At 70.8% G+C, this 13,769-nt stretch carries 9 protein-coding genes and 1 pseudogene; all 10 read left to right on the top strand.

Annotated features, from left to right (window positions below):
- Nucleotides 1–252, top strand: a pseudogene (locus tag HW130_RS06375) (hypothetical protein); the annotation flags it as partial.
- Entirely contained in the window at nt 249–1,055 is an 807-nt protein-coding gene (locus HW130_RS06370) for a DUF4255 domain-containing protein (RefSeq protein ID WP_177148437.1), read from the top strand. The pseudogene HW130_RS06375 and the gene HW130_RS06370, both read left to right, overlap by 4 nt.
- 33 nt (nt 1,056–1,088) lie before the next feature.
- Nucleotides 1,089–3,419 (top strand): ATP-binding protein, encoded by a 2,331-nt coding sequence (locus HW130_RS06365; RefSeq protein ID WP_256355918.1) that lies wholly within the window; start codon nt 1,089–1,091, stop codon nt 3,417–3,419.
- Nucleotides 3,410–3,706, top strand: coding sequence for a hypothetical protein (locus tag HW130_RS06360; RefSeq protein ID WP_177148436.1), 297 nt, complete (start codon nt 3,410–3,412; stop codon nt 3,704–3,706). Before HW130_RS06365 ends, HW130_RS06360 begins: the two co-directional genes overlap by 10 nt.
- Entirely contained in the window at nt 3,703–10,314 is a 6,612-nt protein-coding gene (locus HW130_RS06355; protein WP_177148435.1) for a DUF4157 domain-containing protein, read from the top strand. The genes HW130_RS06360 and HW130_RS06355 overlap by 4 nt, the downstream gene beginning before the upstream one ends.
- Before the next feature lie 19 nt (nt 10,315–10,333).
- Nucleotides 10,334–10,897, top strand: coding sequence for a HEAT repeat domain-containing protein (locus HW130_RS06350; protein WP_177148434.1), 564 nt, complete (start codon nt 10,334–10,336; stop codon nt 10,895–10,897).
- Between the two features lie 51 nt (nt 10,898–10,948).
- A complete protein-coding gene (locus tag HW130_RS06345; protein WP_177148433.1) occupies nt 10,949–11,638 on the top strand; it encodes a hypothetical protein in 690 nt (229 codons plus the stop codon).
- 5 nt (nt 11,639–11,643) lie between these two features.
- Nucleotides 11,644–12,018, top strand: a complete 375-nt coding sequence (locus HW130_RS06340) for a hypothetical protein (protein ID WP_177148432.1) — start codon at nt 11,644–11,646, stop codon at nt 12,016–12,018.
- Nucleotides 12,011–13,150 (top strand): hypothetical protein, encoded by a 1,140-nt coding sequence (locus tag HW130_RS06335; protein ID WP_177148431.1) that lies wholly within the window; start codon nt 12,011–12,013, stop codon nt 13,148–13,150. Before HW130_RS06340 ends, HW130_RS06335 begins: the two co-directional genes overlap by 8 nt.
- Before the next feature lie 70 nt (nt 13,151–13,220).
- On the top strand, nt 13,221–13,748 hold the full coding sequence (locus HW130_RS06330) for a phage baseplate assembly protein V (RefSeq protein ID WP_177148430.1): 528 nt from the start codon (nt 13,221–13,223) through the stop codon (nt 13,746–13,748).
- Nucleotides 13,749–13,769: the final 21 nt, after the last annotated feature.

Raw genomic sequence — 13,769 nt, 5'->3', positions numbered from 1 at the left:
CCGGCGGCCGCGCCCGTACCGCGCCGGTCCGACGCGGCCGCGGTGCGCGGCGCGGCGCTCGGCCCGGTGGGGCGGCGCGCGCAGAAGCCCGCGGAACGGGTCGTGCACGTGCAGATCGGACGGCTGGAGGTCAGCGCCGCGGCATCCCCGCAGGCGTCCGACCGGCGGCCCGCCGGGCGGGGCGGCAGGCCCGCGCCCGTACTGACCCTGGACGACTACTTGTCGCGCGGCGAGAGGAAGGACCGACCATGAGCAACGCACTCGCCGTCGCGACGGTCACCCAGGCGCTGGCCCTGCTCATCGAGAGCAACCTCGGCCCGGAGATGGACATCGCGGTCAAGGTGGAGACCCGCAAGCCGCCGAACGAACCGCCGGCCGAACCGACCATCACGGTGTTCCTGTACCAGGTGACGCCGAACCCCTCGATGCGCAACGCCGACCTGCCGACCCGCGCCTCGGACGGCACGCTGCGCAAGCGCGCGGCGGCCGCGCTGGACCTGCACTACCTGATCAGCGCGTACGGGGAAGAGGCGGAGCTCGTCGGGCAGCGGCTCATCGGCTGCGTGGTCCGCACGCTCCACGAGATCCCCGTCCTGCCCAGGGACGTGATCGAACTGGCGGCGGAGCGGCCGCACCTGGCCAGCTCGGATCTCGCCGAGTCGCCGCAGAAGGTGCGCTTTTCGCCGATCGTGATGGACATCGACGAGACGTCGAAGCTGTGGGGGATGCTCCACCAGACGCCGTACTCGCTGTCGGTCGCGTACCAGGCGTCGCTCGTGCTGCTGGAGGGCCGGGAGCGGCCGACGCCGGCGAAGCCGGTGGAGGAACGCACGGTCAAGGTGCTGCCGTTCGGCGCACCCGGCGCGCCGGTGCCGCCGGGGCCGGTGGAGCCACCGGCTCCGGAGGACGCGGCCTCCCCCGAGCCCACGGCGCCCCCTGAGAAGGCACCGGCCAAACGGGCCGCCCGCACCGTGTCGGCGAAGCGGACCGCAACAACACCGCGCGCCCGCAGGGCAGATGGGCCCGATGCGCCGAAGCAGGGCGGAAAGAGCTGAGCCGGAGTGCCGATGACGGGGGCGGGTGAGGACATGGGTACGTACGAGGGAGCCGGGGAGGCCCACGCGCTGACGTCGGCGATCCACGAGGTCCTGTCCCGCATCGACGCGCACGCGGGCCGCGCGGGCCGCGCGCAGCGCAGCGGTGCTGCGGCCGGTTCGCCCGCGCCGGGCGGAGCCGGTGGAGTGGGTGGCCCCGGCCGCCGACAAGGCACACACGGCGAGGCGCCGGCCGACGAGCCGGGCAACGCCGGGGCCGACCGCGGCGCGGCGGAGCCGACCACCGCGGGCGGTGCGCCCGCCGACGACGCCGACACAGGCGTAACCGGGCGCGGAGGCGAGGCCGACCGCCGCGAAGGGGCTGCACGCGCAGCGGCTGACGCCGACAAGCCGGGTAACGACGCGTCCGACCGCGGCGCGGCGGAGCCCGCCGCACGCGGCGGTGCACCCGCCGACGACGCCGACACGGTCGTAACCGGGCGCGGACGGCAGGACGAGGACCGCCACGAGGCGCGTGGTGGCGCGGCGGTGCCTGCCGTCGCGGGGGGCGCCGGACCGGCCGTCGGGGCACCGCGGGCGCCCGCCGCACTCGACGCGCTCGTCGCGTGCTTCGGGCTCAGCCCGTTCGAGCGTGACGTCGTGCTGCTCACCGCCGCCGCCGAGCTGGAACCCACCACCGGAGCCCGCTGCGCCGCCGCCTGTGGTGATCCGGAGCGGGCGCATCCCACCTTCTCGCTCGCCCTCGCCGCCCTGCGCGACCCTCACTGGAGCGCGCTCACTCCCGTCTCCCCCCTGCGGCGCTGGCGCATCGTCGAGCTCGACGACGAGACCCGGCTGACCACCTCCCGGCTGCGGCTCGACGAGCGCATCCTGCACTTCCTGGCCGGCTCGCCGTATCTGGACGCCCGACTGCACGGAATGCTCCGCCGTGCCGCCGTACCCGACTCGCTGCCCGCCTCCTACGACCTCGCGGCCGAGCGCGTCGCGGCGGGCTGGGCGGGCGCGCCGCTGCGCGTCGAGCTGGTCGGCGGTGACATGCGCACCCGCGCGGACATCGCCGCCGCTGCCGCCCGCCGCTGCGGGCTGGGCCTGTACGAGGTGGCCGCGGAGGACATCCCCACCGGCGCCGCAGAGCGCGACAGGCTCGCGCGGCTGTGGCAGCGGGAGGCGATCCTGCTGCCCGCCGCGCTGCTCCTGGAGGTGGGCGACATGGACCGCGAGCAGGCCGCGGCCGTCGACGCGTTCGTCGAGAGCGCGGCCGTACCGCTCGTCGTCTCGGGTCCCGAGCCGCGCCGGACGGCGCGTGCGCGGGGCGAGCGCGTCGTCGTACCGCCGCTGGACGCCGACGAGCAACTCGGCGTGTGGGCCGACGCGTTCGCCGGCGTACCGGAGGTGTCGGAGGACGATCTGCGCGACCTGGTCGCGCAGTTCTCGCTGCCGCCGCACCTCGTGCGGTCCGCCGGCGCGGCCGTGGCACGCGACCTGCCCGGCGAGGACGAGCTCGACGCCACGGACCTCGCCTGGCGCGCCGGCCTCACCGAGGCCCGGATGAGCATGGACGAACTGGGGCGGCGGATCGAGCCCCAGGCGGACTGGGGCGATCTGGTCCTCGCCGACCGGCAGTTGAGGGTCCTGCGCGAGATCGTGGCGCACGTACGTCAGCGCCCCACCGTCTACCAGGAGTGGGGCTTCGCCGACACGCTGCGCCGTGGACTCGGCGTCACGGCCCTGTTCGCCGGCGGCTCCGGCACCGGCAAGACGCTGGCCGCCGAGGTGATGGCGAAGGAACTCGGCCTGGACCTGTTCATCATCGATCTGTCCCAGGTGGTCAGCAAGTACATCGGCGAGACGGAGAAGAACCTGCGCCGCGTGTTCGACGCGGCAGAACGCGGCGGCGCGCTGCTGCTGTTCGACGAGGCCGACGCGCTCTTCGGCAAGCGCAGCGAGGTCAAGGACAGCCACGACCGCTATGCCAACCTCGAGGTGAGCTACCTGCTCATGCGGATGGAGGCGTACCGGGGGCTCGCGATCCTGACCACGAACATGAAGCAGGCGCTGGACACGGCGTTCATGCGCCGTATCCGCTTCGTCGTCGACTTCCCGTTCCCGGGCGAGAGCGAGCGCGCGGAGATCTGGCGCCGCGTGCTCCCCGCGCGTGCCCCGATGAAGGACGTCGACCCGCAGCTGCTGGCCCGGCTGACGGTCGCGGGCGGCTCGATCCGCAACATCGCGCTCTCGGGGGCGTTCCTCGCCGCCGAGGAGGGCGACCGGTTGCAGATGCGGCACATGCTCGAGGCCGCGCGCACCGAATACCTCAAGCTGGACCGCTCCCTGACACCCTCGGAGGTCCACGGATGGGTCTGAACGAGGCACCGCGCGAGACGGCGGTGCGGGTGGACATCGGTGAGCTGGTGCTCGACGGCTTCGGCCGGGGCGTGGACCCGGAGCGGGTGTCGGCGGCCTTCGAGGCGGAGCTGGCCCGGCTGGTGCGGGAGCGGGGCGTGCCGATGGCCGCGGACGGGGGCCGTGCGCTGGACGGCCTGGCGGGCCTGCCGCCGCTGCCCGCGACCGCTTCGGCCCGCCGGCTGGGCCAGGAGCTCGCCCGCGCCGTGCACGCGGGTCTGGCGGGCAGGGGCGAGGTGACACGATGAGCACCTCGCACTCCCAGGAGTCGCGGACGGACCAGTCCGGCAAGCGCCGCAAGCGCAAGGACCGGTCGGTCTCGCGTGCGCCCGAGCCGAAGAACATCGTCAGCGGCGCGGGCCAGCCGCTCGACGTGAGCGTGCGGCGCGAGCTGGAGGAGCAGCTCGGGCACGACTTCGGCCGCGTACGGCTGCACACCGACCGGGACGCGGGCGCGCTGACCGAGATGCTGGGTGCGGACGCGGTCGCGGTCGGACAGGACATCTTCTTCCGCGAGGGCGCCTACCGGCCGGGCACGGCCGACGGGCAGCGACTGCTCGCCCACGAACTCCTGCACACGGTGCAGAACCCGCACGGTCTCGGCGCGCTGCGCGCGGGCCGTGACCTGGGCGCGGTGAGCCTGCCCCAGCAGGCGACGGAACGCGAGGCGGAATCGGCGGCGCAGGAGTCCGTACGGGAGGGAGAGCCGGGCACCCCCGTCGAGGAGGGCCACGCGACGCCGGGCTGGCTGCGGTACGCCACCGTGGACGCGGACCGGAACCGGCTGGAGCAGATCGATCCGGCGACGCTCGTGGACCGCCTGGCGAACTCGGTCGTGCGTTCGCTGCGCGGCGACCCGGAGGACCGCTCCAAGCGCACGCGCATGCAACTGGCGCGTCTGCCCGACGAGTTGCAGGACGCCGTCCTGGACCGGCTGGAGACCCGGCTGCTGAGCTCCGAGCACGAGCGGGTGCTCGACCTCGTCGACGAGATCGAGATCGACGAGGAGACCGACCAGCAGCTGGAGCAGAGCTCGCTCGACGCACCGGCCGTCGAGTCCGATCTGTTCGAGGAGGTGGCGTTCGAGCGCGACAGGGAGCGGCAGTCGGCCGAGGAACGGCAGGAGGAGACCGACAGGCCCCCGGTCGCGCCGGGCCCGGAGAAGGAGTGGTCGGGCACGGACGGCGCGCCCGGCAGCACCCCGCAGAACGGCGGTACGCCGCAGGACGGGACGACACCGCAGGGCGGCGAGGCCCCGCGCGGTGGCGAGCAGGCGCAGGAACCGGGCGGGGCCGGTGAGGGTGGCGGTCCGGCGGCGGAGCAGCAGCCGTCGGCCGGCGCACCGTCGTCGCAGCAGGCCGCCCCGGAGCAGGGTGCGGCCGCGGGCGGGAAGTCCGAGGGCGGGCCGCAGGGCGGTGAGAAGAAGTCCGCGGGCGCCGTGGAGAAGGAGGCCCCGGAGCAGCAGGAGGCGCCGGCCGCGAGCGAGGAGGAGTCCGCGGCCAGGAACCGTCCGGGCGCCGTCGACGCGCTCGTGGCGGGTCAGCAGGTGAAGCCGGAGGCCAGGCGCGGGGAGGAGAAGCCCACGGGTTCCCCGACGGTGTCCGGCAAGGGCACGCAGGACCCGGGACCGTTCAGCAGGCTCGACGGCGTACGCAACCAGGATCTCGACCCGGAGGAGAAGGCCGAGGAGGACCCGTTCGGTTCCGGCAGCGAGTCGGAGGTCGAGGTCGGGGGCGGCGAGAAGAGCGCGTGGGACATCAAGCTCCAGCCGGAGGACTTCCTCCCGGAGCAGGACCTCGACGTGTCCGGGGTGCCGACCGCGGACGAGCTGGACCCGTCGTCGTCCACGGCTCCGGCGGCCCCGTCGTTCCCCGCTCCCCCGGTGACCAAGGCCGACAAGGTGCAGGCCGAGCGGGACGCGGAGGACGCAGAGGACCAGGCGGCCGAGGCCGAGGAGGAGTCGGACGGTGCCGACGCGCTCGGCGACACGGAGCCGTCGGCCCAGCAGGAGGAGAGCACCGCAGGAGCCGGAGAGTCCGGTGGTCTCGCCCTGGGCCAGGCCGCTTCGGCACCGCCCGCCCCCGGCTCGATGACGAAGGACCCGAAGAGCGGCGCCGATCCGAAGGCCGGGCCGGTCGCCGCTCAGACGGCGGTGCAGGAGGCGCCGGGGAAGTCCGAGGGCGGCAGCGACAGCAAGGAAGCCGCGGCCAAGGAGGAGAAGGGCACCCCTGCCGCGGGCGACAAGGCGGGGGCCGGGCAGGAGAAGGCCTCGCCGCAGGCTGCGGGCGGCAAGGCGTCGGCGCCGGATTCGCCAGCCAGGGAGGAACAGAAGAAGACGGACACGGGCCCCGCGGGCAGGAGCGAGCCGACGGCGGACTCGCAGGGCTCCTCGCCCGCACGGGACTCCCATGTGTCCGGCGGATCCAACGCGGACAAGCCCGGCGTCGCGACCGGCGATGCCGCTTCGGGGACGCAGAGCGGGTCGTCGGGCGGTGATCAGCCGACGCCGAGCGAGTCCCGTGCGGAGACCCCGGCGCCAACGGCGCCGGCACCCGTCGCTCCTGAGCCCGTCAAGGCGCCCGAGGCCCCGGCCGCCGCGCCCGCTCCGAAGTCCGGGCCCGCAGCGAAGCGGGAGTCCGCGCCGAAGCCGGCACCTGCCGCCAAGGCGCCGCGCGGTGGCGGAGGAGGCGGAGGCGGCAAGGCGTCCGTACCGGCGAAGGGCAGGAAGGACTCAGCGCCGGCCCCCAACCTCTCGGGCGTGGCCCCGGAAGCAGGCCTGGCCACGGCATCCAAGCTCAAGCCGCACACCGCACTTCAGGCCATGGGCGGTGTGAGCGGGTCGGTGGACCGCACGGTCGGCGACGAGCACAAGGCGCTGGCCGCTGCGCCGCCCTCGATGCAGCGCCCGGCGGGCGCTCCGCAGACGCTGGAGGGCAAGCCGAAGGCGGATGCCCCGGCGCAGTACTCCCAGGATCCGGCGCAGAAGTCCGAGGCCCCCAAGGACGAGAAGGCCGAGGTCACCGGCGCCAAGGAACCCGAGGGGCAGATCGAGGCGGAGAAGGCCGAGGAGCCGGGCGGCTGGGACACCTTCAAGATGGCCCTCGGCTTCGGCATCGGCAAGGTGCTCAGCTGGGTCGGATTCGAGGTCGACGCACAGGAACTGGCGGCCAAGTTCGCCGGGCTGCCGACCAAGGACGAGGCGCTGAAGCAGGCCCAGGCGGGCAACGCGCCGGGCGTGGAGATGCAGGGAGCCGCCGAGCAGACGGCCGGCGAGCAGGGCTCCGCCGTGGACGCCAAGGGCCAGGAGGCTGTCACGACGGCCCGGGACGACTCCGGTCGCGCCATGGGTGAGAACCAGGTCTACCCCCATGCTCCGAAGGAGCAGATGCGGGCCAAGGTCCCCGGCGGCCAGGGCGGCAAGGGCGGCGGCGCACCTGCGGGCGGGTCGCCGACCGGAGCCGTACCGCCGGAAGCCGCGTCCGAGGTGGCCGAGCACGAGCGCGGGCCGCAGTTCCAGGCCGCGTTCAGCGACGGGCAGAAGGGCATGTCCGAGGGGCGGCAGACCAAGGACAGGGACTTCCGCGACTCGCAGCAGAAGCACAAGCAGAAGGTCGACGCCGAGATCGCGACCAACACCGAGAGCCAGGCGGGCGAGCGCGAGAAGGCGATGAGCGACGTCACCGCCCAGCGCGCCGACTGGCGCACGGAGCAGGACGCGGAGCTCAAGAAGCTCGGTACGAAGAAGACCGAGCGGCACGAGAAGGTCCGCAAGGACGTCAAGGACAAGGAAGAGAAGACAGACGAGGACGTCACCAAGGAGAAGGAGGACGGCGACAAGAAGATCCAGGACGAGAACACCAAGGCCGAGAGGGACGCGGAGAAGAAGCGCGACGACAGCGTCAACGAGTCGGGCAACTGGGTCACCAAGGCGTTCGACTGGATCAAGCAGAAGGTCATCGAGATCAAGAACGCGATCGTCCGGGTGATCCGGGCGGCGCGTGACGCGGTCATCGGTTTCATCAAGAACTTCAAGGAGACGGTCGAGCGCTGGATCAACGAGGCGCGCAAGTTCATCGTCGACACGATCAAGAACCTGATCAACGACCTGATCGAGTTCGCGAAGGCGATGGTGCGGGCCGTCATCGAACTGGCCAACCGCATCCGGAAGTTCATTACCGATTTGATCGCCGCCGCGATCGCTCTGGTCAACAAGCTCGCGAACATGCTCAAGCAGATCATCAGCGATCTGCTGGACGCCATCGGCAAACTGCTGAGCAGCATCCTGGACATCCTGAAGAAGATGTTGCAGGACGTGATCAAGGCCGTTGTGGACGCGATCAAGTCGGTCCTGGACTTCGCCGCCAAACTCCTGAGCGCTCTCGGCGACTTCATGCTCATCGCCGTCGACTTCCTCTCCGACCCGGGCGGCTGGCTGGGCGGCGCCAAGAACTCCGCCGTCGACGGGGCGAAGAACCACCTGTTCCGGGAGGTCCAGGCGGCGGTCAAGTCGTGGTTCCAGTCGAAGATCGAGGAGATCATCGGCGTCCCGAAGGCCATCCTGGACAAACTGATCAAGGGTGGCATCACCCTGGAGCAGATCGTCAAGGAGACGTGGGACGCGATCGTCCCCCAGCTCCCCCTCATCATCGGCGAGATCGTGATCACCAAGGTCATCGCCAAGCTGATCCCGGGCGCCGGCTGGGTGATGGCCGTCATCGACGCGATTCGCGTGGCCATCGGCGCGCTCGGCGAGATCCTGCGAGCGATGGGCGCGGTCCTCACCTGGCTCAAGGCCGTCCGCCAGGGCGGCGCGGGGGTCCTCTTCGCGAAGGCGGTGGCCGCGGGCATCGTGGCGCTGCTGGAACTGGCCTACGAGGCGCTGCTGAGCGGTATCGGCAAGTACGTGGCGAAGGTGGGCCGCCGGCTCAAGGGCGTGGCGGCGAACCTCGGCAAGGACAAGGGCGGGGACAAGGACAAGGCGCCGGGGGGCGCGGGGGCGCCGGCGGACGACAAGAAAGGCGGCCCGGCCCCGACCCCGTCGAAGCCGACGACGACGCCTGGCCCGCGCCCGACGACGCCCCGCCCGGGCCCCGGCACGCGGCCCGGCCCGGGCAGGCCGACGACACCGGGCCCGAGCGGCAAGCCGAAGACGGGCCCGGGCGACGGGAAGAAGCCCACGGGTCCGGACAAGGACGCCCCCGGCCGCCCGAAGGACAAGGACCAGGAGAAGTCCCCGACCCGTCCGACGCCGGCCCCGAAGCCGAAGCCGAAGCCGCCGGCGAAGACGGAGACGGAGACGGACCCGAAGTCCCGTCCCCCCAAGGACGACACGCCGGCGAAGCCGAAGGACGACAAGGACGCTCCGGGCAAGCCCAAGGACCAGGACCCGAATCGCCCGAAGGACCAGGACCCGAACCGGCCCAAGGACAAGGACGACAAGAAGGACGGCCCGGCCAAGCCCAAGGACGGCAAGGACGGCAAGGACGGCAAGAAGCCGGACAAGCCCAAGGACGGGGACGGCAGGAAGCCGAAGGACAAGGACCGGGACAAGGGGCCGGACAAGCCCAGGAAGGACAAGGGCAAGGACGACAAGCCGAAGGACAAGGACCCGGAGAAGAAGCAGGAGGCGAAGGACCGGCGCAAGAAGGAGGAGGACTCGAAGGAGTCGAAGGACGAGAGGCTCCGGAAGATCATCGCCAGGATTCGCCCGAAGATCGGCCTTCTCCTGCGGAGCTCGGTTCCCCCTCAGGCGCTCGACGCCGCGCTCGCCGGAATGCGTGCCTGGCACCGCCTGACCGGTCTCAGCCGAAGCAGCTCCCCTGCCTTCGAAGTCGTCGCCACTCTCAATCCGAGCGGAAAAGCGGAGGACGGGTACAAACTCACCGGCGCCGACCTCCGTCCGCTGATACGCGAGGTGACAGACGACCTCCTCGACAACCCCGATGTGGCCGAAGCCGCCAGAGAAATGCGCCGAGAAAAGCACGAAGCGGAAAATGAAAACGATCGGCAGGGAATCAATGAGGCACTGAAGATAAACGGCGGGCGTGACATTCCCGCCGTGGTTCGATACCTCCGTGACCGAGGAAAGGCACTCGACGTATCCCGCCCTGGCGAGCCCGAGGTCATCGCCGATCCTTATCGCGTCGGGCCGGGCAAGATGGAGCTCTACGACATCGGCGAGAACGAGGATCGAGTCAAAGAACAGAAGCAGGTATGGGGCATCACAAATCTCATCACTCAGCGGATAGGGAAATACCAGCACCTACCGGAAGGTGACGAGGAAGCCCTCAAGAATCCCGGCGGCCGGAAGCCGGAGGAGAGTCTCAAGAGCGTTGGCCTCACCGGACCGCGTTTCGCGCTCGGATTACGCACATACGTTCTCGAAGGGAGGGCACCGGAGGGCTTCACGCCGGAGCAGGCAGAACTGGTGCGAAATGCCCACTGGCTGATGTTCGTACGGGAATCCCACAGGAACACGACCAATCTCGGCTACGCCGCGATGACTACCGACCTGCTCAGCTTCGGCGCAGAACGAGGCGGCCTGACCCCACACGACGCATTCGCCGCACACGAGGGTCAGAGGCTCGGCGATCGCGGCTGGTTCCCCATGTCCATGCTCGGCGCGGCAAGGTCAGCACGGGGACTCGAGGAAGAGGAGGTCCAGCAGCAGACCACCGGCCTCAGTGGCTCAAAGGCCGAGCGCGAGGAATTGAAGTATCGCGAAGAAGCCCTGGCGGAAAAATGGGTTCTGGCCAAGACCAAGGGCGAGGGAATCATCGGAGATGATAAACCCGGCGCCCTGAAAAAGGGACGCGAACTCATCAAGAAGTTTCTGCTACAGTTCTACGGACTCTGACGAGGAAAGGCGCCTGCAAATGACAGACTTCACCGAGCGACTGGTGATCAAGCCCAGCTTCACGTCCGATGATGTCGACTTCGTTTCCATGCAACGCGGCTGGGTTCTGCAGAAATCACGGATCCCTGAGGCCGGTGCGTACGTCGATGTCTGGGTCACCTTGGACCGGAAAACGGAAATTCACCAGGTGGATGACCAGCCTATCGGTACACGATATTTCACCCTGCGCGGATCCGGTGCCGAGGAGGTTGCGCAGGAAATCCATGAGGACTGTGAACTCTGGTCGGTACAAGAAGCGCTGAGCGGACTGCACGAGGCGGACGACAGGGACGAGAAGCTGAGGTGCGTGTACGCCGCCGCACTCGCAGCCGACGAAGCAGACGCGGAGCGGATCACCGGTGAATTCCGGAACGTCACACGTGATCCCGATGCCGGAGTCCGCCAGGCGGTGATCATCGCAACTGGATACTTCCCGCATCCGGGCCTCGTCGATCTCGTCCGGGAACTGCGGGACAGCGACCCTGAGGAGCATGTGCGCGAGAACGCGCAGATCCTCCTGGACGGGCTGTCCGCCACGGACTGAGGCGAGACCTCCACACCACCCACATCCCGCAGCACGGCCCCAGGAGCACCTGTGACCCGCTACCCCGACATCCCCAAGCCCATCCGCTCCGGCATCGTCGTCGTCGACCCCGACCGCGGCACGCCCCAGCGCATCATCGTCCTGCAGTTCAACCCCGACACCCTGGAGCGAAGTCTCTCGCCACAGGCCGCCGGAGGGACCGGTGATGCCGGGGGCGGGGGCAGCGGGTCCGGGGACCGGAACGAGGCATTGCGGCTCAAGGGGCCGGCACAGGAGACCTGGAAGTTCACCGCCGAGATCGACGCCACCGATCAGTTCGAGGTCGCCGCTCCCGACGGGATCCATCCCGAGCTCGCGACCCTCGAGATGCTCGTGCATCCGACCACCGCGCAGCTGCGGGAGGCCTCCCGGCTGACCAAGAAGGGCACCATCGAGATCAGTCCGATCGAGATGCCGCTCACGCTCTTCACCTGGGGGAGCAAGCGCGTCATACCCGTGCGGCTCACCGAACTGTCCGTCAACGAGTCCGCGTTCGACGTGAACCTCAATCCGATCCGGGCCGCGCTGAGCATCGGCATGAAGGTGCTGAGCGTCAGTGACCTCCCGGCTGGGCACCGCGGGGCCGATCTGTACATGGCGCATCTCGCGCAGAAGGAGCGGCTCGCCCGGGCCGCGCGCAGCGGCGGCGGGCTCGCCGCACTCGGGATCGGCGGGCGCGGCGGCGTCATGGGGAGGAGCTGAAGGACATGGCAGACATCGAGCCGTACGAGAACGCCCTGGACGCCATACCCGGCGCCCACCCCTACCCCCGGTCGAGCCGGTACCACGACGCGGAGATCGGGGTGCACCGCGCGGAGGACGGTACCGAAGTGCGGTACACCAAGCGGCGGTTGCTGCCCCCCCTTGACCCCACGGGCGACGAGTCCGCGCCGCACACCGTCAGCAGCGGCGACCGTCCCGATCTGCTCGCCCAGCGGTACATCGGCGACCCGGGCCAGTGGTGGCAGATCGCGGACGCCAACCCCGTGCTGGACCCGGCCGAGCTGACCGCCGAGGCGGGCCGGACGATCCGGGTTCCGCACGCCGGCGGGTTCCCGGCGCCGGGAGACCGGTATGTCTGAGCAGCCCGTCGGGCAGGGGCCCATCCACATCACCCTCGAGACGGGGCCGCGCCTGACCCGGCCCGTTCCGCCGGAGGTCATGGAGGCGCTGCTGTCGGCGCAGATCACGGCGACCGCCGGCGAACGCAGCGGCTTCCAGCTGGCGTTCGACCTCACCAAGCGGGGCGCGCTGTCGCGGCGGTTGCTGCCCGAGGGGTTCTTCGATCCGAAGACCAGGGTGATCCTCTCGGTCAGCGTGAAGGGGACCGCCCAGGTGCTGCTGGACGGCCTGGTCGTACGGCAGGAGGTCGGCGCGAGCAACGAGCCGGGGCATTCGACGCTCACCGTCACCGGTGAGGACCTGACGATCCTGATGGATCTCGAGGAGCGCACCGACCGCTACCCGAATCTGCGCCCCTCCCAGCGGGTGGGCCGCATCCTCGCCAAGTACGCGGACTACGGCATCGAACCGCGCGTGTTCCAGGAGAAGATCGAGCAGCCGCCGCGGGAGCAGCTGCGGGTCGAGTGCCAGACGGGGACGGACCTCGCCTACGTCAACGAGTTGGCGCGGGCCAACGGCTTCGTCTTCTTCCTGGAGCCGGGCCCGCGGCCCGGTCGCTCGACCGCCGTGTGGGGTCCGGAGATCCGGATCGGGGACCGTCAGCACGCGCTGAACGTCAACATGGACGTCAACTCGACCGTGGACCAGCTGACGTTCGCGTATGACGGGACCGCGCGGGAGGAGCCGCAGGCCCGCGTGCAGAACCCGGCGACCCGCGACTCGGTGCTGCTGCCGCAGCCGGACATCGGGCCGCTGCGCCCGCCGCTGGGGCGGCGGGCGACGCCGGCGCTCAAGCGCCGGACGCTGTCGGGCACGGCGAAGAAGGAGTCCGAACAGGCGCAGGCCGAGCTGCTGGCGCGGGCCGCGCTGTCCGCCGACGCCATCTCCGGTTCCGGGTCGCTCGACGTCAACCGGCACGGGTACATCCTGCGGCCGCGCGAGCTGGTCGGGGTGCGCGGCGCCGGGGTGACGTACGACGGCGACTACTACGTCAAGTCCGTCACCCACAACATCAGGCCCGGCTCGTACCAGCAGAACTTCACGCTCTCGCGCGAGGGGCTGATCGCCCGGAGCAGCACCGTCCGGCCGTAGCAGCGGCCACAGGACCGGCCGTGGATCCGGCCGTAGGACCGGCCGCAGGAAGGGATCAGGGAAACAGCGCATGGCTGCAGGAGGGAACAACCGGTTCCTCGGCAAGTTCCGGGGGCGGGTGGTGAGCAACGACGACCCGCTGAAGATCGGCCGGGTCACGGTCAACGTGCCGGACGTGCTGGGAGGCGAGACCTCCACGTGGGCACTGCCCTGTCTGCCGTTCACGGGCCGGGGGTCGGGGCAGTACGTCGTGCCCGCCGAAGGAGCGGGCGTGTGGGTGGAGTTCGAGCAGGGGGACCCGAGCTACCCGATCTGGACGGGGTGCTGGTACGGGGAGCGCGGGGAGCTGCCGCCGGACGCGCTCACGGGCGGCCCGGCACACCAGAACGTGGTGATCCAGACCTCCGACAAGCACAAGTTCGTGATGGGTGACGTGCCGGGGGGCAACGGGATCCGGCTCCAGGCCGCGACCGGGGCGTACATCCAGGTCGACGAGAAGGGCGTGACCATCGCCAACGGTCAGGGCGCGTCAGTCGTCCTCAGCGGCGCCGAGGTCAACATCAACGACGGCCGGCTGATCGTGCCGGGCAAGCAGTGACCACGCACGGCAGTGACCACA

Origin of the sequence: Streptomyces sp. PKU-EA00015, from assembly GCF_013387495.1 — a bacterium.
Classification (GTDB): Bacteria; Actinomycetota; Actinomycetes; order Streptomycetales; family Streptomycetaceae; genus Streptomyces.
The sequence above is the reverse complement of the archived record's forward strand: the minus strand, read 5'-3'. Positions and strand labels throughout refer to the sequence as shown.

Bases quoted from the DNA above. Each gene is read 5' to 3' on its own strand.
- HW130_RS06370 (WP_177148437.1), top strand. From the start codon at position 249: ATGAGCAACGCACTCGCCGTCGCGACGGTCACCCAGGCGCTGGCCCTG.
- HW130_RS06365 (WP_256355918.1), top strand. From the start codon at position 1,089: ATGGGTACGTACGAGGGAGCCGGGGAGGCCCACGCGCTGACGTCGGCG.
- HW130_RS06360 (WP_177148436.1), top strand. From the start codon at position 3,410: ATGGGTCTGAACGAGGCACCGCGCGAGACGGCGGTGCGGGTGGACATC.
- HW130_RS06355 (WP_177148435.1), top strand. From the start codon at position 3,703: ATGAGCACCTCGCACTCCCAGGAGTCGCGGACGGACCAGTCCGGCAAG.
- HW130_RS06350 (WP_177148434.1), top strand. From the start codon at position 10,334: ATGACAGACTTCACCGAGCGACTGGTGATCAAGCCCAGCTTCACGTCC.
- HW130_RS06340 (WP_177148432.1), top strand. From the start codon at position 11,644: ATGGCAGACATCGAGCCGTACGAGAACGCCCTGGACGCCATACCCGGC.
- HW130_RS06335 (WP_177148431.1), top strand. From the start codon at position 12,011: ATGTCTGAGCAGCCCGTCGGGCAGGGGCCCATCCACATCACCCTCGAG.
- HW130_RS06330 (WP_177148430.1), top strand. From the start codon at position 13,221: ATGGCTGCAGGAGGGAACAACCGGTTCCTCGGCAAGTTCCGGGGGCGG.